Below are 22,101 nucleotides of genomic sequence, written 5' to 3' on the forward strand. Positions count from 1 at the left end.
CTGCCGGCTGCCGCCAATAATGGCTCGATCTACCAGGCCGGTTTCGAACAGAACCTGTACAGCGACCGCAAGGCGTTCCGGGTCGGTGACATCATCACCATCACCCTGAACGAGCGCACCCAGGCGAGCAAGAACGCCAACTCGCAGATCGACAAGAACAGCAAGACCGACATCGGCCTGAGCTCGTTTTTCGGGGGCGGCCTGAGCACCAGTGATCCAGTGGGCAGCGGTAGCCTGAGCCTGGACGTCGGTTATGAAGGTGACCGCGCCACCAAGGGCGACAGCAAGTCCGGCCAGAGCAACAGCCTGACCGGTTCGATCACCGTGACCGTCGCCGACGTGTTGCCTAACGGCATCATCGCCGTGCGCGGCGAGAAGTGGCTGACCCTCAACACCGGTGATGAACTGGTGCGGATTGCCGGCCTCGTTCGTGCCGATGACATCGCCACCGACAACACCGTGTCGTCGACCCGCGTCGCCGATGCACGCATCACCTATTCGGGCACCGGTGCGTTTGCCGATGCGAGTCAGCCAGGCTGGTTCGACCGTTTCTTCCTCAGCCCGCTGTTCCCTTTCTAGGTGGCTTCTCTGGTGAGCATGTTGAACTTCAAACACCTGATGGTGGCTGCGCTCCTGATGTCCGCAGCCTTCGACGCTCAAGCCGAGCGGCTGAAGGACATCGCCAGTATTTCCGGTGTGCGTTCCAACCAATTGATCGGCTACGGCCTGGTGGTCGGGCTTAACGGCACCGGCGATCAGACGACCCAGACCCCGTTCACCCTGCAGACCTTCAACAACATGCTTTCGCAGTTCGGCATCAAGGTGCCGGCAGGTTCGGGCAACGTGCAATTGAAGAACGTCGCGGCGGTGTCGATCAGTGCTGATCTGCCGGCGTTCGCCAAGCCGGGCCAACAGATAGATATCACCGTTGCGTCCATCGGTAACTCCAAGAGCCTGCGTGGCGGCACGTTGTTGCTGACGCCGCTCAAAGGTATCGACGGCAACGTCTATGCCGTCGCTCAGGGCAACCTCGTAGTTGGCGGTTTCGATGCCGAAGGGCGTGACGGTTCGAAGATCACCGTCAACGTTCCGTCGGCCGGTCGCATCCCTGGCGGTGCGTCGGTCGAGCGTGCCGTGCCAAGCGGTTTCAATCAGGGCAACAGCCTGACCCTGAACCTCAACCGTTCGGACTTCACTACCGCCAAGCGCATCGTCGACAAGATCAACAACATGCTTGGCCCTGGCGTCGCTCAGGCCATCGACGGTGGTTCGATTCGCGTGACTGCGCCACTCGATCCGAGCCAGCGGGTCGACTATTTGTCGATTCTCGAAAACCTCGAAGTCGATCCGGGCCAGGCGGTGGCGAAAGTCATCATCAACTCGCGCACCGGCACCATCGTGATCGGCCAGAACGTCAAGGTTTCCCCGGCCGCCGTGACCCATGGCAGCCTGACCGTAACCATCACCGAAGACCCGATCGTCAGCCAGCCCGGCCCTTTGTCCAATGGGCAGACGGCAGTGGTGCCGCGCTCGCGGGTCAACGCTCAGCAAGAAGCCAAACCAATGTTCAAATTCGGCCCGGGCACCACCCTCGACGAAATCGTCCGTGCGGTGAATCAGGTCGGCGCGGCACCGGGTGACTTGATGGCGATTCTCGAAGCGCTGAAACAGGCCGGCGCGTTGCAAGCCGATCTGATTGTGATCTGAGGGCGGCGACCATGGATATGCGCAAAAGCGGCCTGGTCAGTAGCAGCGATTCGGGTTCCTACTCGGACCTCAATCGCCTGAACCAGCTCAAGGTCGGCGACAAGAACAGCGATGCGAACATGCGCAAAGTGGCGCAGGAATTCGAATCGCTGTTTCTTGGTGAAATGCTCAAGTCCATGCGTTCGGCCACCGAAGCGCTGGGCCAGGACAACCCGCTCAACACGCCGGCAGCCAAGCAATACCAGGAAATGTACGACCAGCAGTTGGCCGTTTCCCTGTCCCGCGAAGGCGGCGGTATTGGCCTGGCGGACGTGCTGATGCGCCAGATGTCGAAGAACAAACCGATGGCGCCGGGTGAGGCTGCGGCAGCGTCTGCCGCCAAGCAAGCTGCCGCGAAAGCCGCCGTGGAAACACCGATTGCCGCCGGTACGGTCGCCACCAACGGGCCGCTGTCGCGTCTCAATGGTGAGCGCCCGTTGTGGGCTTCGCGCTCGGTGAAGACGCCGACAAACGCGGGCGAGGGCGCTCATCGCAATGACATGGCGCTGATCAATCAGCGGCGTCTGGCGCTGCCGCCGAAACTGGCTGATCGTTTGCTCGCCGGGCTGGTGCCGTCGGCATCGACCGCTGCAACAACCGCCACAACGGCGCAGAACACTATCCAGATGCCGCAGAGCACCAAGACCGGTTCCGGCCCTCTGTACAACGGCGATTGGCTGGCTGGGCAAACGGATACAGCGGCCAGCGGGCGTATGCAGATTTATGGGCGTGCCATGGCTCAAATACCGCTGGCACCAGCGAAGAAAGCCTTCAGTTCCGCCGACGAATTCGTCAACACCATGCTGCCGATGGCCAAAGAAGCTGCCGACCGTATCGGTGTCGATCCACGTTATCTGGTGGCTCAGGCTGCCCTGGAAACCGGTTGGGGCAAATCGGTCATGCGCGCCCAGGATGGCAGCAGCAGCCACAACCTGTTCGGCATCAAGGCCAGCAGTAACTGGAAGGGCGATTCGGCGCGGGCGATCACCAGCGAATTCAGAAATGGCGAGATGGTCAAGGAGACGGCCGAGTTCCGTTCCTACGGCTCTTACAAAGACAGCTTCCATGACCTTGTAACGCTGCTGCAAAGCAATAATCGCTATCAAGATGTGCTGAAGTCAGCCGATAACCCAGAACAGTTTGTACGCGAGTTGCAAAAAGCCGGGTATGCAACCGACCCGGATTACGCAAGCAAGATCTCGCAGATAGCCAAGCAGATGACGAGTTACCAAAACTACGCTGCGGCGGGCGCTTCCACTACGCCTTTATAGGCACAAGGCATAAGGTCTGAACCATGAGTTTGCTCAATATCGGGATGTCGGGTCTGGCCGCTGGCCAATCCGCGCTGATGACTACCGGCAATAACATTGCCAACGCCGACACCGCCGGGTACTCACGCCAGCAAACCGTGCAGGGCACCAAGGCTTCGAATCAGTTCGGCAATGTCTACATCGGCACCGGTACGACCCTGGCCGATGTGCGTCGGGTGTACAACAGCTACCTCGATGCGCAACTGCAGACCACCACTTCGCTTAACAGCGACTCGGCTGCCTACGCTGGGCAGATCAGCCCGCTCGATAAGTTGCTCTCGGACAGCGGCACCGGCCTCAATGGCGCCCTGACCAAGTTCTTCGCCTCGGTACAGAACGTCAACGCCAAGCCGGGCGACGATGCTTCCCGCCAACTGCTGCTCAGCGATGCGCAGGCCCTGAGCAACCGGTTCAACTCGATCTCCAGCCAGTTGACGCAGCAGAACGCCAACGTCAACGGCAACCTGGCGGACATGGCCGATCAGGTCAATAAACTGGCCGCCACCGTGGCCCAGCTGAACCAGAAGATTTCCGAAGTTTCCAAAGCCGGCGGCCAGCCCAACGACTTGCTCGATGCGCGCAACGAGACCGTACGCCAACTGTCCACTTTCACCGGTGCGCAGGTGATGGAGCGTGACGGTAACCTCGACATTTACCTGGGCAGCGGTCAGCCGCTGGTCATGGGCAGCACCGCCAGCAAGCTGGAAGTGGTGCCGAGCAAAGACGACCCTTCGCGCTCGGCCATTCAGCTCAATCGTGGTTCGAGCACCATCGACATCACTTCGGTGATGACCGGTGGTGAAATGGGCGGCTTGCTGCGCTATCGCAGCACCGTGCTGGACCCGGCCATGAACGAGCTGGGGCGTGTGGCGCTGGTCGTCGCCGATCAGATGAATACCATCCAGGCCCAGGGCATCGACAAGAACGGTGACTTCGGTTCGAACCTGTTCAACAGCATCAACAGTGCCGCGCAAATGGCTCAGCGCAGCGTCGCCACGGTCGGCAATAGCGCCGGCTCGGGCAACTTTGACGTGAGCATCGAGGACAGCGGCAAGCTGACCATCAACGATTACAAGGTCATTTTCACCAGCGCCACGAACTACACCGTGCAGCGCCTGCCTGAAGGCACCGCCATGGGCGCATTCAGCACGCTGACCACGCCGCCACCAGTGATCGATGGTTTCTCGATGAAGCTCACCGGTGGCACCGCAGCCGCCGGCGACACCTTCAAGATCACTCCGACCCGCAATGCTGCGACCAACATCAAGACCGAAATGACCGACTCCAAACGTCTGGCCATCGCGGCACCGTTGGGTGCGTCCATCGCGGCGAGCGGCAGCGGCAATGGCACCCTGACCATTCCGGCCAGCGGCCAACCGACCCTGACCACCCAATTCGATATCTACGACGCGGCCACCAAAACCGCGATGCAGAACGGCCTGAAAAATTCCACGCCGGCCAAGGTTGTATTTGGTGCGGTGTCCGCCGACGGCACCAGCCAGGCCTACCAGTTTCTGGATGCCAAGGGTGGGGTGATCAGCAGCGGCACCATCAAGCCAGGTGAGAGCAACACCCTGAGCCTGAGCATTCCGCTCAAGGATTCCACAGGTGCGCCGATCCCGCCTGCGCCCGCTACTCAGTACACCGCGGCCTTCAGCATGACCATCGCCGGCTCCCCGAGTAACGGCGCCGGGATCAACGTCTCGCTCAGTCAACCGGGCAGCCTGGACAACCGTAACGGCACCGCACTGGCCGGCTTGCAGACCGCGCAGACCGTGGACACCGGATCCGCCAGCAAAGGCATTTCCCTGACCGACGCCTACGGCAAACTGGTTGAGGGCGTAGGCGCCAAAGCCGCCCAAGGCAAGCTCGACAGCGCTGCCACCGAAGCGATCCTGGCCAACGCCAAGGGCGCTCGCGACTCGTTGTCCGGGGTCGACCTCGATGAGGAAACCGGCAACCTGGTCAAGTATCAGCAGTACTACACCGCGTCTTCGCAGATCATCAAGGCTGCGCAGGAAATCTTCAGCACACTGATCAACAGTCTTTAAGGAGTCGTAGCCCATGCGCATTTCTACCGCCCAGTTTTACGAGTCCTCTGCCGCCAACTATCAGAAGAACTTCGCCAACGTGGTCAAGAGCAGCGAAGAGGCCAGCAGCCTGGTTCGTGTGAATACCGCGGCGGATGATCCGGTCGGCGCTTCGCGTTTGCTGCAACTGGGTCAGCAGGCTTCGATGCTTGATCAGTACGAAGCCAATACCACCACCATCAAGGCGACCCTGGGCACCACTGAAGCAGTGATGACCAGCATCAATAACGTGCTGCAACGCGCCAAGGAATTGGCCGTGGGCGCAGGCAACGCCGGTTATACCGATGCCGACCGCCAGGCCAATGCATCGGAGCTGGGGCAGATCGAAGAGCAGCTGCTCAGCCTGATGAACAGCAAAGACGAGAACGGTAAATACATCTTCGCCGGTTCCAAGGGCGATACCGTGCCGTTCACACGTAACAACGATGGCACCTACAGCTACAACGGTGACCAGGTAACGCTTGACCTGGCGATCGGCGACACCATGTCGATGGCCACCAACAGCACCGGTTGGGATGCATTCCAGCAGGCGATCAACACCAGCCGTAGTGAGGTCACCCGGACCGCGCCGGTCGTGGATGACGGCCGCGTGACCCTGTCCAACGGCCAAGTGTCGTCGAACGTCACCTACAACGCCAAATTCCGCAGCGGCGAGCCGTATACCGTGGACTTCGTCAGCGGCACCCAGCTGAAAATCACTGACTCGGGCGGCAATGACGTGACTGCCGAAGCCAGTCAGGGCGGCGCGTTCGATCCTGCCAGCAAGACCGGCCAGGCCGTCACTTTCCGTGGCGTCGAGCTGACCCTGAACATCAACCTGAGCGCCGGCGACACGGCGGCGACCGTGCTGCCTGGCCACACGTTTACCCTGGCGGCCAAGCCGGACACCTTCAGCGCAACCGGCAGCCCGGGCAACCCTTCGGCGGCGCAGGTCACCACCAGCAGCATCACCAACCCGGCGGATTACCACGCCAGTTTCCCTACAGGTTCGGCGATCCTCAAGTTCACCAGCGCCACCGCCTTCGACCTGTATGCGGCGCCTTTGACGGCCAGCAGCAAGCCTGTGTCTAGCGGAACCATGGCCGGCAGCGTCGCCACTGCATCGGGTGTGAGTTTCACGTTGAGTGGTACGCCGGCTGCCAACGATCAGTTCAGCATCGCGGTCAACACTCACGAAACCCAGAACATCCTGGACACCGTGAACCAGTTGAAAACCGCGCTGAATACGCCAACCAACGGTGATCCGATCGCTACTCAGAAGCTGCAAGCGTCATTGGCTTCCGGTATTGCCAACCTGGCCAGCGGCACCGATCAGCTGTCCAGTGCCTTAAGCTCGGTCGGTGGTCGCGGTGCTGCCCTGGATACCCAGAGCGATACCAACCAGAGCTTGAAACTGGCCAATGCCCAGACCCAATCATCGATCCGCGATTCCGATCCGGCTGAAGTGATGACCCGTCTGACCTTGCAACAAACCATGTTGCAAGCCTCGCAACTGGCCTTCAGCAAGATTGCTCAGTTGGGCCTGTTCAACAAGGTCTGAGCCTGCGCCTGCCGAGCAGTCAACCGTCTTTTTTTAAGCGGTTCCGGGGCCTCTGCCTGAAAGGGTAGAGGCCCGCCGCTCGAGAGTTTCCGCCGTGAATCAACGCCCCCTCGTCAGCATCGTCATCCCAGCCTTCAACCCGCGCTTCTTCAGTCAGGCATTGGAAAGTGCGCTCGCCCAGACCTACGAGCACGTCGAGATCGTCATCTGCGACGATTCGTCCTGCGACGAAATCCGCGACATTGTCGAGACCTTCGTCGAGCCGGCTCACCCGATTCGTTACTTGCGCAATCCGCAGCGTCTGGGTTTGCAGAAGAACGTATTGCGTTGCGTCGAGCAAGCCCGGGGCGAGTTCATTAAAGTGCTGTGCGACGACGACCGTCTGTTTTCACCGAGCATTGCCTTGCAGGCGCAGGTGTTGATTGACCACGCGGACGTGAATGTGGTGTTTGCTCTGCGGATGCTCAGCGACGCCGGCAATTTCATCTTGCCGCCACGGGTCGACAACTGCCGGTTCTCGCCGAACGACGCCTTGCTCAAGGGCGATGACATGCTGGCGATCTTCGAGGGCACGCCGAAGAATTTCCTCGGTAACTTCAGTTCGACCCTGATGCGTCGCGCCGATGTACTGGAGCTGTTGCCGGCGCTGATTCAGGAAGGTGCCGGTTTCGTCGCCATGCTCGATTTCGCCTTGTTCGTGTGCTTGATGCGTCGCGGCAATCTGGTGTCGCTGAGCACTGTGTTGAGCACTGAACGTCTGTACCCGGAGCGCCTGAGCAAAACCCCGGAAATGGTCAAGGCCGCAGCCGTGGAGTGGAGCTGGCTTTCGCAGATGCTCGCGGCGCGCAGCGGTGAATCGGCACCGGCATCGGGTTGGGTGCGCTATATCGAACTGACCAAAATCACCGACCAGCCCCACGCCTGGGAAGAGTTGTGTGTGGTGCGCATTCTGGGCAACCGCAACACGGTGGTGAATGGCCGGGTGGGCGGGGAGAGCGAAAGCTACGCCGATTTCTATCGCGAATGGCTGGCGATCCGCAGGTTCTGCGATGTCGAGCAACGGCTCATGCCGCAGCGCCTCGACAGCTGGACATACCGTCCGCAGATCGTGCCGATCGTGATCGACAGCACCGCTGACGGTGCGGGGCTCAAGACGACGTTGCAGAGCATCAGCCGGCAACTGTACGCGCCTCAGGCAGTACTGGTGTTGTCCGATGCCTTGTGTGCGCCCGACGATCGCGTGGTGCAGTTGCCGTTCCAGGCGGATTGGGCGCAACAGCTCAACGCCGTGGTACCGCAACTGGAAGGTGCTCACTGGTTTTATCTGCTGCACGCTGGCGACACCTTGCGTGAGTCGGCTCTGCTGATCCTGGCCGAACGTATTGCGGGTTCGGCGGGCATTCTCTGTGCCTACAGTGACGAAGGTGCGTTGGTCGATGACGAGTCGATCGATCCGGTGTTCAAACCCGATTTCAACCTCGACCTGATGCGCGCCTATCCCTATGTCGGCCGAACCCTGGCCTTCGAGCGGCAGCGCTTCATGGCGCTGGGCGGTTTCGATCCGGCTCACGGTGAGCTGGCGCCGCATGATTTGTTATGGCGTCTGGTGGAAGAGGCCGGGCCGCAAACCATCGAGCACATCGCCGAAATCCAGGTAGAGTCGACTCAGTCTTTCGCCGCCTGGCTGTCATTGCCCGAAGTGATCGAGAGCAACGCCGGCATGGTCAGTGCGCACCTGGATCGTATTGGCGTGGCGCACGCGATCCGGCAGGAAGCGTTGCCGCTGATCAACCGCATCGACTACCTTCATGGGGTGCGACCGCTGGTGTCGATCATCATCCAGACCGGCGATTCGCTGTACGCGTTGCAGCGGTGCATCGAAGGCCTGATCGAGCGTACGGCTTATAGCCAATACGAAATCCTGATCGTCGACAGCGGCACGGACGACCCGGCGATGCTCGACTGGCTGGAGGCGATGTCGCAGTTGGGTGCCGCAATGCTGCGAGTATTGCGTTACGCCGGTGACGCCAACGACGCGGCGATCCGTAACTTTGCCGCGAGCCTGGCGCATGGCGAGTACTTGCTACTGCTCAGTGCGCAAACAGTAATCTGCGACAGCGACTGGCTGGATGAATTGCTCAATCACGCCCAGCGCCCCGAAGTGGGTGTGGTCGGTGCCCGCATCCTCAGCCCCGAGGGCTCGATCGTCAGTGCCGGGTTGATTCTTGGGCTTGCCGGACCCGTCGGTTCGCCATTTTATGGCGAAGCGGCCGGTTCTCGCGGCTACATGCAGCGTTTGCACGTGACCCAGAACTGGAGTGCGGTGAGCAGTCACTGCCTGATGGTGCGCAAGCAAGTGTTCGATGAACTCGAGCAGTTCGATGAGGTGACCTTCACCCAAGGCCTCAGCGACGTCGACTTGTGTTTGCGGGCGACCAAGGATGGCTACCTGGTGGTCTGGACGCCTTACGCCAGCGTGGTGTGGGTGCCGCAAGATGTGTCGCCGGCACAGCCTTCGACACTGGCGCTGCGCGAGCGTGAACAGGAGGACTTTTATCGCAAATGGCTGCCGAAGATCGCCAAGGATCCGGCCTACAGCCCGGCGCTGAGCCTTGGGATTTCCAGCTTCAGTCTGGAGCCGTCACTGCGCAATAACTGGAACCCGTTTTGTACCCGTGCCTTGCCGTTGATTCTCGGTCTGCCGGTTAACAGCACCGCCGTTGGCCATTACCGGGTAACCGCGCCGCTGGCCGAACTCGAAGCAGCCGGTCGGGTGATCGCGCGGGTGGCCTATGAGTCGCCGTCGACCGTGGAGATCGAGCGTCTGTCACCAGACACGATCATTCTGCAAGGTCGTTACAGCGAAGGCGCCGCGGGTGACATTCTGCGGATGAAAAAGTATTCCAGTGCGCTACGAATTTTCGAACTCGACGACTACATCGTCAGTGCGCCGAAGAAAAACACCCACGCCCGCAACAAACCGGTCAATACCGAGCAGTTGTTGCGCGAAGGCATTGGCCTGTGCGATCGCGTAGTGGTCACCACTCAGCCGCTGGCCGATGCCTTGTCGAGTATGCACAGCGAGATCCGCGTGGTGCCGAACATGCTATCGCCGGACCCTTGGGCGACACTGGCCAGTCACCGTCGCACCTCCAGCAAGCCGCGAGTCGGCTGGGGGGGCGGCACCAGCCACACCGGTGACCTGGAGATCATTGCCGAGGTTGTGCGCGAACTGGCGGACGAAGTCGAGTGGGTGTTCTTCGGCATGTGCCCTGACGCCTTGCGTCCGTATGTTCACGAGTTTCACTCCACCATCGGTTTGCAGAGCTACCCATTCAAACTGGCCAGCCTGAACCTTGACCTGGCGTTGGCACCGCTGGAGTTCCATATCTTCAACGACTGCAAAAGCAACCTGCGCCTGCTGGAGTACGGCGCCTGCGGGTACCCGGTGATCTGCACCGACACCGAGGCCTACCGCGGCCACTTGCCGTGTACCAAGGTCTATAGCAACAGCACGGATGAGTGGCTGCAGGCGATCCGCATGCACCTGGCCGACCCGGATGCCAGCTACCGCATGGGCGATGAATTGCGTGAAGCGGTGCATCGGGATTTCATGCTGCGCGCAGACAACCTCAACCACTGGTTATGGGGCTGGTTGCCGGACTGATTCTGTTATTACCTTCTAAGAATCAATAATCGCAGCCTTCGACAGCTTCACAGCAATGTGTTGACTGGCGAAGGCTGCGATCTTTTTTGTCCTGCGCAATTGGCTCACTTCCTGCAAGTCGCCCGTATATCGCCATAAAACCTTCACCCCCGAGGGGATGACCGGCCCAATGGCTGCGGGTAAATGATGTGCATGACGGCTCGCCGACCCTTGCGGGGGGGCTGCCGCGCCGCGCGAAGAGCAAGAGGACAGCGATGAAGGCAGTAATTCTGGCGGGTGGTCTCGGTACGCGCATCAGCGAAGAGTCGCACCTCAAGCCCAAGCCGATGATCGAGATCGGCGGCAAGCCAATTCTTTGGCACATCATGAAACAGTACTCTGCCCACGGGATTCATGATTTCGTGATCTGCCTTGGCTACAAGGGCTATGCGATCAAGGACTTCTTCGCCAATTACTTCCTGCACACCTCCGACGTCACCTTCGACATGCGCAACAACCGCATGGACGTACACCAGAACTACAGCGAACCGTGGAGCGTCACGCTCATCGACACCGGCGAGGAAACCATGACCGGTGGCCGCTTGTTGCGCGCCGGCCGTTACCTCAAGGACGAAGAGGCGTTCTGCTTCACCTACGGCGACGGCGTCTCTGATATCAATATCCGTCAACTGGTGGACTACCACAGCGCCCACGGTCGTCTGGCGACCGTCACCGCCGTACAACCGCCGGGCCGTTACGGTGCCCTGGAGCGTCACGGCGATCAGGTGCTTGGTTTTACCGAGAAACCCCGTGGCGACGGTGGCTGGATCAATGGCGGTTTCTTTGTGCTTTCGCCGAAAGTGCTGTCATACATCGGCGGTGACGAAACCACTTGGGAAGCCGAGCCCTTGGCGCGTCTGGCCCAGGATGAACAGTTGAAGGCCTTCGAGCACGAAGGTTTCTGGCATCCGATGGACACCTTGCGCGACAAGAACCACCTCGAAGCGCTGTGGCAGAGTGGGGAGGCCCCATGGAAGCAATGGGACTGAGCTCGCAATTCTGGCGCGGCAAACGTGTTCTGCTGACCGGCCACACCGGTTTCAAAGGCAGCTGGTTGACGTTGTGGCTGCAAAGCCTCGGTGCCGAGGTCAGCGGGTTTTCGCTTGATCCATCCACCGAGCCGAGCCTGTTCGAACTGGCCCGCGTGCACGAGGGCATCAATGATCAGCGCGGTGACCTGCGTGATCTCGGTGCCTTACTGGAATTGATCGCCGAAACCCAGCCGCAAATCGTTCTGCACTTGGCGGCTCAACCGCTGGTGCGCGAAGGCTATCGCGATCCGCTTGGCACCTATTCCAGCAACGTCATGGGCACGCTCAATCTGCTTGAAGCGATCCGCCAGGTCGGCGGCGTGCGCGCCTGCGTGCTGGTGACCACCGACAAGGTTTATGCGAACAAGGAATGGCTGTGGCCATATCGCGAGGACGAAGCCCTCGGCGGTCATGACCCTTACAGCAGCAGCAAGGCTTGCTGCGAATTGTTGGCGCAGTCTTACGCCGCATCGTTTTTCCCGGCCGACAAGTACGCCGAGCATGGCTTGGCGTTGGCCACCGCGCGTGCCGGCAACGTGCTGGGCGGTGGCGACTTTGCGCCTGAGCGCCTGATTCCCGATGTGCTCAAAGCCTGGTCGGCGGATGAGCCGGTGACATTACGCTACCCGCAGGCAGTACGCCCATGGCAGCACGCGCTTGAACCATTGGCCGGTTATCTGCAATTGGCCGCCGGCCTCTACGAGCAAGGCCAGGAGTTTGCCGGTGCGTGGAACTTTGGCCCGAGCGAAGCGGACATGTGCAGCGTCGGTGAAGTGGTCGAGTTGCTCGCCAGCCGCTGGCCGCAAGCGCGCGGCTTGCGCATCGAACCGAGTGATTTGCATGAGGCCGGTCTGTTGCGTCTGGACAGCAGCCGCGCCCGTCAACTGTTGGCCTGGCAACCGCGCTGGTCGTTACAGCAGTGCCTGACCCAGACCCTCGATTGGCACCTGGCATGGCAGAACGGCGATGACATGCGTGAAGTCACCCTGAACCAGTTGAACATGTACCGAGGCGCGCTGTGAGCGAATTCCTGTTGAAAGCCTTGCCGCTGGCCGGTCTGTTCAGTGTCCAGCACAAACGCTTCGAAGATGATCGCGGGCACTTCGCTCGGCTGTTTTGCGAAGGCAGCCTGAGCGCCTTCGGCCAGCCGTTTCATATTCGCCAGATCAACCATTCCTGCACACGTTTACGGGGCAGTGTGCGCGGTCTGCATTATCAAAATTCCAATGCGCCGGAAGCCAAGTTGATCACCTGCCTGCGTGGTGAGGTCTGGGACGTGGCGGTGGACTTGCGGCCCGACTCCGAGACATTCCTGCACTGGCACGCCGAACACCTGCGGGCCGGTGACGGCCGCAGCCTGCTGATCCCGGCCGGGTTCGCCCACGGTTTCCAGACCCTCACCGATGACGCCGAATTGCTCTACCTGCACAGCGCCGATTACACGCCTGCGCACGAGGGCGGTTTGAGCGTGAACGATCCACGGCTGGCCATCGCCTGGCCGTTGCCTGTCAATAATCTGTCGGCCAGGGATTCCAGCCATCCCTTGCTCGATGAACACTTCGCTGGAGTGCGTCTATGAATTGCCGTGGTTGCGCTGCACCGCTGAGCCTGCCGCTGATCGATCTCGGGACCTCGCCGCCGTCCAATGCCTACGTGCATGCGGATCGCCTGGAACAAGCCGAGCAATGGGTGCCGCTGAAGGTCGCGGTGTGTCAGCAGTGCTGGCTGGTGCAGACCGAGGATTACACCCGCGCCGACAGTCTGTTCGACGCCGAGTACGCCTATTTCAGTTCGTTCTCCAGCACCTGGCTGGCCCATGCCGAGAAGTATGTGGCCGAGATGGTCGAACGCTTCGGCCTGACCGCCGACAGCCGCGTGGTGGAAATCGCCGCCAATGATGGTTACCTGTTGCAGTACGTGGCGGGGCGCGGCATCCCTTGTCTGGGCGTTGAGCCAACCCGCAGCACCGCGCAGGCGGCGCGGGAAAAAGGCCTGCAGATTCGTGAACTGTTTTTCGGTCGCGACACCGCTGCTCAGCTGAAAAATGAAGGCTGGGCCGCTGACCTGATGGCTGCCAACAACGTGCTCGCCCATGTGCCGGACATCAATGATTTCCTCGGTGGTTTCGCCACCTTGCTCAAGCCGACAGGCGTGGCGACGTTCGAGTTTCCGCAACTGCTGACGCTGATGGCGGGGCAGCAGTTCGACACGCTGTATCACGAGCACTATTCCTATCTGTCCCTGACTGCCGTGCAGACTCTGTGCGAGCGCAATGGGCTGGAGGTGTTCGATGTCAGCCAGCTGACGACTCATGGCGGATCGCTGCGGGTGTTCGTGCAGCGCAAGGACGGTGAACGCCGCGCCGTCCAACCAACTGTGCAACATCAGTTGCAGGCTGAACTGGACGCGGGGGTGAAGACGCCCGAGTACTACGCGACCCTGGCGCCAGCGGCCGAACGCATCAAGCATGACCTGCTGCGCTTCCTGTTGCAGGCCAAGGCCGACGGCAAGCGCGTGGTCGGTTATGGCGCGGCGGCCAAGGGCAACACCTTGCTCAACTACGCCGGGGTCAAACCGGACCTGCTGGCCTGGGTGGTCGACGCCAATCCGCACAAGCAGGGCAAGTATTTGCCGGGCAGTCGCATTCCGATCGTTTCGCCGGCGCAGATCGATCTGGAGAAACCCGATTACATCCTGGTTCTGCCATGGAATCTGTTGCACGAAGTCAGTCAGCAACTGGCGCAAGTACGGCAGTGGGATGGCCGCTTCGTGATCGCCGTGCCTGAGTTGACCGTGCTGTGAAAGTGCTCGTGACCGGTGCCACCGGGTTCGTCGGCCGCCATTTGGTCGAAGCCTTGCTCGCGCGTGGCTGTGAAGTCCGGGCCGTGGCGCGTAACGCCGAAGCCGCTGCGAGTTTGCCGTGGATCAATGCCGTGGAGTTCATCGCGGCAGATATTCACGCCGACGATCTGAACATCGCAGCGCTGACCGATGGCATCGACGCCCTGGCGCATCTGGCGTGGCCGGGGTTGCCGAACTATCAGGCGCTGTTCCATTTCGAGCATAACTTGATGGCCGATTACCGGTTCATCAAGGGTGCGGTCGAGGCGGGCGTGTCCCAAGTATTGGTGACGGGCACCTGTTTTGAATATGGCCTGCAAAGCGGACCGCTCAGCGAGCAGACCGAGGCGCGGCCGAGTAACCCTTACGGGGTGGCGAAGAACACGCTACGGCTGTTCCTCGAAAATCTGCAGCGGATTCAACCGTTCACCCTGCAATGGGCGCGGTTGTTTTACCTGCACGGGGAAGGGCAGAACCCTAACAGTTTATTGGCTGCGCTGGACCGGGCAATCGAGGCCGGGGACGCCAGCTTCAACATGTCGGCCGGCGAACAGCTGCGCGATTACCTGTCGATTGAAACGGCGGCCGGTTACCTCGCCGCGATCCTGCAACAGCGCGAATTTGATGGCGTGATCAATTGCTGCAGCGGCCAACCGATATCGGTCAGGGCGCTGGTCGAACAACGGCTGCGTGAACGCGGCGCATCGATCACTTTGAACCTGGGCCATTACCCTTACCCGACCCATGAACCGATGGCGTTCTGGGGCGTGGCGGACCGCTTGCAACAGCTACTGGGAGCAGAGCATGAGGCATGAGTTGTATCGGGTCGCCGACCTGCCGGTGTTGCAGAACCGTACCTTTGCCGACCCGGAGTCGGCCAGGGCTTCGGCCAGCGCCGACATGCTGTTGGTGCAGGACGAGGCGAGCGGGCTGATCTTCAATCAGGCTTTCGATGCCGACAAGCTCAGCTACGACGCCGACTATCAGAACGAGCAGGCGCATTCCGGCCAGTTCCAGAAACACCTGAGCGATGTCGAAGGGATCATTGCCCGCCACTTCAAGGGTCAGGAACTGATCGAAGTCGGCTGCGGCAAAGGCTACTTTCTTGAGCTTCTCAAAGGTCTGGGTTACGCCATCACCGGCATTGATCCGGCCTACGAAGGCGACAACTGCGATGTGATTAAAGCACCGTTCACTCGCGGCCTGGGGCTGTCGGCGGACGCCATCGTGCTGCGGCATGTACTGGAGCATATCCAGAACCCGGTGAGTTTTCTCGCCGAGATGGCCGAGGCCAATCAGGGCGGGCAGATCTACATCGAAGTGCCGTGTTTCGACTGGATTCTCGAACACCGTGCCTGGTTCGACCTGTTCTACGAACACGTCAATTATTTCCGCCTCGATGACCTGCGCCGGATGTTCGGCACGGTGCATGAGGCCGGTCACCTGTTCGGTGGCCAGTATCTGTACATCGTCGCCGACCTGTCCACGTTGCGCCGGACCCCGGAACAACCGGTGCCGCGCCTGACGCTGCCGGAAGGTTTCACCGCCAGCCTCGACCGCGCCGTGCAGATCATCCAGGCCGCGCCCGAGCAGGGTTCGGCGATCTGGGGCGCCTCGTCCAAAGGCGTGATTTATTCGTTGTTCCTGCAACGAGCGGGCGTGGCGGTGGATCGCGTGGTGGATATAAACCCGGCCAAACAGGGCCGATATCTGCCCCTGAGCGGCGCGCGGGTGTCCTCGCCCCAAGAGGCCATGGATGCCTTGCCCGAAGGCGCCAACCTGTTTGTGATGAACTCCAACTACCTCGAAGAAATCAAGCGGATGACCGGTGGACGCTACGTCTATCACGCCGTCGACAGCGCTTCGTTCCAGTGACCAATGAGAATTTTGAAATGACCGACAACAGCATCAACAAAGCCTTCGAAGCTGAATGCCAGGCAGAAATCGCCCGCCAAGGCGATGACCAGAAACTCACCGGCCTGGCCCGGGATTTCTTCAACGAATCGGCCAAGCACAAATACAGCTACCACTTCTCGTGGATGGGCCGTCCGATCATCCAGCTGCCGCAAGACATGATGGCGATGCAAGAGATCATCTGGCAGGTCAAACCGGATCTGGTCATCGAGTGCGGCATTGCCCACGGCGGCTCGATCATTTACTACGCATCGTTGCTGGAGCTGCAAGGCCACGGCGAAGTGCTGGGCATCGACCTCGACATCCGTGCGCACAACCGTGAAGCCATCGAAAGCCACCCGATGAGCAAGCGTATTTCGATGATCGAAGGTTCGAGCATCGACCCGACCATCGCCGCCAAAGTGCGCGCTGCCGCCGAAGGCAAAAAAGTCATTCTGGTGCTGGATTCCAACCACACCCACCATCACGTGCTCGAAGAGCTGCGTCTGTATGCGCCATTGGTTTCGGTGGACAGCTACTGCGTGGTCATGGACACCGTGGTCGAAGACATGCCGGCCGACTTCTTTCCGGATCGTCCATGGGGCCCGGGCGACAATCCGAAGACTGCGGTATGGAAGTACCTGGAAGAAAACAAGGACTTCGAAATTGACCAGCAACTGCAAAACAAGCTGCTGATCACCGTAGCGCCGGACGGCTATCTGCGTCGCGTTCGTTAATCAAAAGTGGTTTCAGGTTCTTGGCGATTGGCCGGTTGTGGGGATAGAAAGATGCAGGTTCAAAACAGTGCTCAAAACAACGTTGCACCGCTGAACGAGCGGTTTACGGTAGTGGTGATTTCCCACAACCGGAACGCGTTCCTGCGGCGTACCTTGCAGTACTACAGCAGCTATCCCTGCACGGTTCTGGTTCTGGATTCGTCCGCTGAGGGGGACGAGAACATGGCCCGGGACTTCCCGTCGGTCGACTATCGCCACTTGCCTCAATACACCTACAAGGGGCTGCAGGAAAAACTCACCTACGGCGTCAATCAGGTCACCACGCCTTACATGGTATTTGCCGCCGACGATGACTTCCTGCTGCACCGCGCGCTGACCGAGTCGGTGGCGTTTCTCGAAGCCAATCCCGACTACGGCTTGTGCCATGGCTACGGGATCATGTACCTGACCCGTGCCACTGAAGTGAACTACTTCCGTCGCGACCGCAAGGTTCATGAAGATTACAACTCGGAGCAGGCCGAAGACCGTGTGGTGCGGTTCATGGATAATTTCCTGCCGCCGTTCTATGCAGTCACCCGTACCGACTTGCTGCAACAGTGGTACAGCCTTCTGCCAGCGGGCACCAGTTTCGAATGGCAGGAAATCGGCCACACTTTCTACTTGTTGGCCTGCGCGAAGGCGCGGATCCTGCCGATTCCGTTCGCCGTGCGGGAAATGAACTATGGCGCTTCGGACCACAACACCAACGTGTTGACGGTGCTGACTTTCAAAGACGCCAAAAGCGTTGCCGAACGCGAGCAGTTTGCCCAATTCCTGGCCTCGATCCCGACGCCACTCAGCGACAACAAGGATCCGGCCCGGGTCAAACAAATTGCCCTGGACAGTTTTGCCGCCATGGCCGATTGCCTGGTCGAAGGCCGCTCTCTCAAAGGCACCATGATTATTCGCTCGGCCTGGCGCGAGGCGGGGGAAGAGCCGATTCGTTCATTCGGCCCGGAGCAGTTCGTCGAAATGCCGTTCTACAACAAACCGGTGTTCGATCTGCTGACCGAGTTCGAATTCCTGCTGCACGCCATGCCTGCCGGTCGCCTGCAACTTCAGGAGCTGGAAGGCATCCTGCTCAAGCAGCATGAGTTGATGCGCGTTCACCCCAACGACACCGACCGCACAGTGCGTAGCCGGTTGTGGGAGGCCTTGAGCCTGAACGTGTTCAACCGCGCGGTGGTCAAGCGCCTGGCGGAGTCATTGAAAGACAGTGACGAGCAGGAAGAAGGCCTCAAGCTGCAAGCCTGGGCCGAGCGACTGAACGCTTTACCGGGTCAGCAAGACCGCCGACTGCTCGAGAACATGCCGTCCGGCCGCTTGCTGAGCTGGCTCGAAGCGCGCAACCCGGATGCCGCGCAGCTCAAGGCAATCGCTGCACAGTTGGCCAGGCATAATGGCGGTCCTCAGTTCGGCATCCTGTTGCTGGATCTGGATGCCGACATGGTCAAGTTGCAGGCGACCTTCGACAGCTTGGTCGGTAGCCACTGCAAGGCGTTCAAACTGGTGGTGTTCACTGCCGGTGATTTACCGGCGACCACATCCGTGCGCGACACCGTGCACTTCGTCAAAGTCACCGCGACCAATTATGTGGAGCGCATCAACCAGATCGTCGCTCAGTCCACCGCCGATTGGCTGTTGCTGGCCGAGGCCGGTGATCAGTTCACTGCCAGCGGTTTGCTGCGCGCCAGCCTGGAGCTGACCGGTGCCGAGGGTGTACGTGCAGTGGCGATGGACGAGCTTCAGCGTCAGGCCAACGGTGCTCTGGCGGATGTGTTCCGCCCCGGGGTCAATCTCGACCTGCTGCAAACCGTGCCGTCGCTGATGGCGCGCCACTGGTTGATCCAGCGTGATGTGTTGGCTCAGGCCAAAGGTTTCTCGACCGAGTACCCCCAGGCCCTGGAATTCGATCTATTGCTGCGCCTGATCGAGGACGGTGGCCTGGCAGGGCTGGCACATCTTGCTGAACCCTTGCTGATTTGCAATGCCCCGGTAGAAGAGTCCAGCGCTCAGGAACGTCAGGTGCTGACTCGCTCTCTGGCGGCACGGGGGTATCGCGCTCAGGTCAGCTCGACGCTGCCGCAGACTTACCAGATCGACTATCAACACACTGAGCGGCCGCTGGTGTCGATCATCCTCCAGAGCCAGGACAACCTTGAGTCGCTGCAACGAGCGCTGGTCAGCGTGCTGCAGCGCACCCGTTATCAACGTCACGAAGTGCTGATTGCCGACAACCACAGCCAGTGCGAAGAGCTGGCGACCTGGCTGAGCAGCCTTGAAGGCAAGGGCGATCGCCTTCGTGTAATGCGTAGCGGTCAGCGCCTGAGTGCCTCGGCACTGAACAATTTTGCCTGTGCCGAGGCCAAGGGGAACTACCTGGTGCTGCTGTCGGCGGAATCCGAAGTGGTCAATGCCAATTGGCTTGACGCCATGCTCAACCAGGCTCAGCGTCCGGAAGTCGGCATCGTTGGCGCCAAACTGATGGACATTCGTGGTGTCACCACCCAGGCCGGTCTGGTCCTGGGTTTGAATGGCGAGATCGGCTCGGTCTTTGTCGATGAACGTAAGGACGCCAAGGGCTACATGAACGGCCATCAGGTCGAGCAGAACTGTTCGGCAATATCCGGTGCCTGTCTGATGGTTCGCAAGGACGTGTTCGAAGCGGTGGGCGGTCTGGACGAGGAACATTTCGACGAAGCTTTTGGCGATATCGACTTGTGCCTGAAAGTCGCCGATGCCGGTTACCTGACTGTCTGGACGCCACAAGCACAATTACTGCACCCGGGCCTGCTGCCCGATGCGCCTCAAGCACGCGCCGCTTTGCGCGACAAGTGGCAGGCCCGCTTCAAACACGACTCGGCCTACAACCAGAACCTGGCCTTGACCGGCAAGGGCTTTACTCTCAGCGAACCGACCAGCGTGAACTGGGCGCAGTTGCTCGCATAAGCCTGGCTGACAGGTAAAAGGACTCAAGGCATGTTCAACGGTAAATCGATTTTCATCTCCGGCGGCACCGGCTCGTTCGGGCGCAATTTCATCCGCCGCTTGCTGGAGCAATACCAGCCCAAGCGGGTGGTGGTGTTCTCCCGCGATGAGCTCAAGCAATACGAGATGCAGCAGACGTTCAACGCGCCGTGCATGCGTTACTTCATTGGTGATGTGCGCGATGCCGAGCGTTTGCGTCAGGCCATGCGCGGCATCGATTACGTGGTGCATGCCGCGGCCCTCAAGCAAGTGCCAGCGGCGGAATACAACCCCACCGAATGCATTCGTACCAACGTCAATGGCGCGGAAAACATCATTGCCGCGGCCATCGACAACGGCGTGAAAAAAGTCGTCGCACTGTCTACCGACAAGGCAGCCAGCCCGATCAACCTGTACGGCGCGACCAAGCTGCTGTCGGACAAACTGTTCGTGGCGGCCAACAACATTGCTGGCGAACAGCAGACTCGTTTTGCCGTGGTGCGCTACGGCAACGTGGCTGGCTCGCGGGGTTCGGTGGTGCCGTTCTTCAGCAAGCTGATTGCCGAGGGCGCCAAAGAGCTGCCGATCACCGATGAGCGCATGACGCGTTTCTGGATCACCCTCGATCACGGTGTGAAGTTTGTGCTCGACAGCTTCGCCCGCATGCACGGCGGTGAAGTGTTTGTGCCGAAGATCCCGTCGATTCGCATCGTCGATCTGGCGCTGGGCATGGCTGGACATTTGCCGCACAAAAACGTCGGCATCCGTCCGGGGGAAAAGCTCCATGAACTGATGGTGCCGCTGGACGACGCGCGCATGACCCTGGAGTTCGATGATCACTACACCATTCAGCCGTCGATTCGCTTCACTAGCGTCGACGTGGATTTTGCCGTCGACAAACTGGGCGAGCAGGGCCGGCCGGTGAGCGAAGATTTCGAGTACCGCTCCGACACCAACCCGCACTTCCTGTCGGTCGGCCAGATCGCTGATCTGCACGCGGAGTTGTCGGCATGATTCCCTACGGTCGGCAAAGCCTGGATCAGGAAGATATTGACGCGGTGGTTGCCGTGTTGCAGTCCGACTGGCTGACGCAGGGGCCGACCATCGAGCGTTTCGAACAGGCCATGGCCGAGCGTTGCCAGGCCGATTTCGCGGTGGCGGTGTGCAATGCCACTGCGGCGTTGCACATTGCCTGCCTCGCCGCCGGCCTCGGGCCAGGCGATCGATTGTGGACCACGCCGAACACCTTTCTGGCCTCGGCCAACTGCGGGCGTTACTGCGGCGCCGAGGTTGATTTTGTCGACATCGACCCGCTGACCTGGAACCTCGACGCCTACACTTTGGCGTCGAAGCTTGAAATCGCCGAGCGCGACGGCACGCTGCCGAAAGTGCTGGTGGCGGTGGCGTTCTCCGGGCAGAGCTGTGATATGCGCATGATCGCCGAACTGGCCGAGCGCTATGGTTTTACGGTGATCGAGGACGCTTCCCACGCGGTCGGCGCATCTTATGCCGGACGTCCGGTAGGGTGCGGCGATTTTGCGGCGATGACGGTGTTCAGTTTCCACCCGGTGAAGATCATCACCAGCGCCGAAGGCGGCATGGTCCTGACCAACCGCCCGGAACTGGCCGAGCGCTTGCAGCGCCTGCGCAGCCACGGCATGACCCGTGCCCCTGCGCAGATGAATGAACCCAGCCACGGTCCCTGGTACTACCAGCAAGTGGAACTGGGCTTTAATTACCGCATCACCGACCTGCAAGCGGCCCTCGGTCTGTCACAGCTGAACAAGCTCGATGGCTTCATCGAGCGTCGTCGTGAACTGGCGGCGCGTTATGAGCGGTTGCTGGCGTACTTGCCGCTGACCTTGCCCAGTGCGCAGCCCGAGGCCGAATCGGCTTGGCATTTGTATGTGGTGCGCTTGCAGACCGACCGAATCAACCTCAGCCATCGACAGGTGTTCGAAGGCTTGCGAGCGGCAGGGGTGGGTGTGAACCTGCACTATATTCCTCTGCACTTGCAGCCGTACTATCGCGACCTGGGTTTTGCCGAGGGGGATTTCCCCCAGGCCGAACGTTATTACGCCGAGGCCATCAGCCTGCCGCTGTTTCCTCTGCTGAGCGATGAACAACAGGATTATGTGGTCGAGCAATTGCGACGACTGATTCTTGAGGCATAGCAACTTGAGGCATAGCAACTTGAGGAG

Annotated in this window: 16 protein-coding genes; all 16 read left to right on the forward strand. The window is 60.4% G+C overall.

What is annotated here, in order from left to right; genetic code table 11:
* On the forward strand, positions 1-579 hold a 579-nt coding region (gene flgH / locus PMI36_RS13115), incomplete at its 5' end, for a flagellar basal body L-ring protein FlgH (RefSeq protein ID WP_050549263.1).
* Positions 580-597: 18 nt separating this feature from the next.
* On the forward strand, positions 598-1,707 hold the full coding sequence (locus PMI36_RS13110) for a flagellar basal body P-ring protein FlgI (protein ID WP_008072568.1): 1,110 nt from the start codon (positions 598-600) through the stop codon (positions 1,705-1,707).
* Positions 1,708-1,718: 11 nt separating this feature from the next.
* On the forward strand, positions 1,719-3,017 hold the full coding sequence (gene flgJ / locus PMI36_RS13105; RefSeq protein ID WP_008072571.1) for a flagellar assembly peptidoglycan hydrolase FlgJ: 1,299 nt from the start codon (positions 1,719-1,721) through the stop codon (positions 3,015-3,017).
* A 23-nt stretch (positions 3,018-3,040) separates the two neighbouring features.
* Positions 3,041-5,107: a flagellar hook-associated protein FlgK gene (gene flgK / locus PMI36_RS13100; RefSeq protein ID WP_008072573.1), complete on the forward strand. Its 2,067-nt coding sequence runs from the start codon at positions 3,041-3,043 to the stop codon at positions 5,105-5,107.
* A gap of 13 nt (positions 5,108-5,120) precedes the next feature.
* Positions 5,121-6,686 carry a flagellar hook-associated protein 3 gene (locus PMI36_RS13095; RefSeq protein WP_008072574.1) on the forward strand — a complete coding sequence of 522 codons (1,566 nt, stop codon included), beginning with the start codon at positions 5,121-5,123 and terminating at the stop codon, positions 6,684-6,686.
* Between the two features lie 94 nt (positions 6,687-6,780).
* Positions 6,781-10,353, forward strand: coding sequence for a glycosyltransferase (locus PMI36_RS13090; protein WP_008072575.1), 3,573 nt, complete (start codon positions 6,781-6,783; stop codon positions 10,351-10,353).
* A gap of 254 nt (positions 10,354-10,607) precedes the next feature.
* On the forward strand, positions 10,608-11,381 hold the full coding sequence (rfbF, locus tag PMI36_RS13085; RefSeq protein ID WP_008072576.1) for a glucose-1-phosphate cytidylyltransferase: 774 nt from the start codon (positions 10,608-10,610) through the stop codon (positions 11,379-11,381).
* Complete coding sequence (rfbG, locus tag PMI36_RS13080; protein ID WP_008072577.1) at positions 11,363-12,445, forward strand: CDP-glucose 4,6-dehydratase; 1,083 nt, start codon at positions 11,363-11,365, stop codon at positions 12,443-12,445. Before rfbF ends, rfbG begins: the two co-directional genes overlap by 19 nt.
* Positions 12,442-13,002 (forward strand): dTDP-4-dehydrorhamnose 3,5-epimerase family protein, encoded by a 561-nt coding sequence (locus PMI36_RS13075; protein ID WP_008072578.1) that lies wholly within the window; start codon positions 12,442-12,444, stop codon positions 13,000-13,002. Before rfbG ends, PMI36_RS13075 begins: the two co-directional genes overlap by 4 nt.
* On the forward strand, positions 12,999-14,225 hold the full coding sequence (locus PMI36_RS13070) for a class I SAM-dependent methyltransferase (protein ID WP_008072579.1): 1,227 nt from the start codon (positions 12,999-13,001) through the stop codon (positions 14,223-14,225). The genes PMI36_RS13075 and PMI36_RS13070 overlap by 4 nt, the downstream gene beginning before the upstream one ends.
* On the forward strand, positions 14,222-15,079 hold the full coding sequence (locus tag PMI36_RS13065; RefSeq protein ID WP_008072580.1) for an NAD-dependent epimerase/dehydratase family protein: 858 nt from the start codon (positions 14,222-14,224) through the stop codon (positions 15,077-15,079). Before PMI36_RS13070 ends, PMI36_RS13065 begins: the two co-directional genes overlap by 4 nt.
* A complete protein-coding gene (locus PMI36_RS13060) occupies positions 15,069-16,139 on the forward strand; it encodes a class I SAM-dependent methyltransferase (RefSeq protein WP_008072581.1) in 1,071 nt (356 codons plus the stop codon). The genes PMI36_RS13065 and PMI36_RS13060 overlap by 11 nt, the downstream gene beginning before the upstream one ends.
* 17 nt (positions 16,140-16,156) lie before the next feature.
* Positions 16,157-16,894, forward strand: a complete 738-nt coding sequence (locus PMI36_RS13055) for a cephalosporin hydroxylase family protein (protein ID WP_008072582.1) — start codon at positions 16,157-16,159, stop codon at positions 16,892-16,894.
* A 51-nt stretch (positions 16,895-16,945) separates the two neighbouring features.
* Positions 16,946-19,882, forward strand: coding sequence for a TIGR00180 family glycosyltransferase (locus tag PMI36_RS13050; RefSeq protein WP_008072583.1), 2,937 nt, complete (start codon positions 16,946-16,948; stop codon positions 19,880-19,882).
* A gap of 30 nt (positions 19,883-19,912) precedes the next feature.
* Positions 19,913-20,914 (forward strand): UDP-N-acetylglucosamine 4,6-dehydratase (inverting), encoded by a 1,002-nt coding sequence (gene pseB, locus PMI36_RS13045; protein WP_008072584.1) that lies wholly within the window; start codon positions 19,913-19,915, stop codon positions 20,912-20,914.
* The gene (gene pseC / locus PMI36_RS13040) at positions 20,911-22,074 is read left to right on the forward strand and encodes a UDP-4-amino-4,6-dideoxy-N-acetyl-beta-L-altrosamine transaminase (RefSeq protein WP_008072585.1); all 1,164 of its coding nucleotides are present in this window, start codon (positions 20,911-20,913) and stop codon (positions 22,072-22,074) included. Before pseB ends, pseC begins: the two co-directional genes overlap by 4 nt.
* The last annotated feature ends 27 nt before the right edge of the window (positions 22,075-22,101 follow it).

It is taken from the genome of Pseudomonas sp. GM79 (assembly GCF_000282495.1).
GTDB lineage: Bacteria > Pseudomonadota > Gammaproteobacteria > Pseudomonadales > Pseudomonadaceae > Aquipseudomonas.

Excerpts from the sequence above, each read along its gene's own strand:
- PMI36_RS13110 (WP_008072568.1), top strand. The coding sequence starts at position 598 with ATGTTGAACTTCAAACACCTGATGGTGGCTGCGCTCCTGATGTCCGCA.
- flgJ (WP_008072571.1), top strand. The coding sequence starts at position 1,719 with ATGGATATGCGCAAAAGCGGCCTGGTCAGTAGCAGCGATTCGGGTTCC.
- flgK (WP_008072573.1), top strand. The coding sequence starts at position 3,041 with ATGAGTTTGCTCAATATCGGGATGTCGGGTCTGGCCGCTGGCCAATCC.
- PMI36_RS13095 (WP_008072574.1), top strand. The coding sequence starts at position 5,121 with ATGCGCATTTCTACCGCCCAGTTTTACGAGTCCTCTGCCGCCAACTAT.
- rfbF (WP_008072576.1), top strand. The coding sequence starts at position 10,608 with ATGAAGGCAGTAATTCTGGCGGGTGGTCTCGGTACGCGCATCAGCGAA.
- rfbG (WP_008072577.1), top strand. The coding sequence starts at position 11,363 with ATGGAAGCAATGGGACTGAGCTCGCAATTCTGGCGCGGCAAACGTGTT.
- PMI36_RS13070 (WP_008072579.1), top strand. The coding sequence starts at position 12,999 with ATGAATTGCCGTGGTTGCGCTGCACCGCTGAGCCTGCCGCTGATCGAT.
- PMI36_RS13060 (WP_008072581.1), top strand. The coding sequence starts at position 15,069 with ATGAGGCATGAGTTGTATCGGGTCGCCGACCTGCCGGTGTTGCAGAAC.
- PMI36_RS13055 (WP_008072582.1), top strand. The coding sequence starts at position 16,157 with ATGACCGACAACAGCATCAACAAAGCCTTCGAAGCTGAATGCCAGGCA.
- PMI36_RS13050 (WP_008072583.1), top strand. The coding sequence starts at position 16,946 with ATGCAGGTTCAAAACAGTGCTCAAAACAACGTTGCACCGCTGAACGAG.
- pseB (WP_008072584.1), top strand. The coding sequence starts at position 19,913 with ATGTTCAACGGTAAATCGATTTTCATCTCCGGCGGCACCGGCTCGTTC.
- pseC (WP_008072585.1), top strand. The coding sequence starts at position 20,911 with ATGATTCCCTACGGTCGGCAAAGCCTGGATCAGGAAGATATTGACGCG.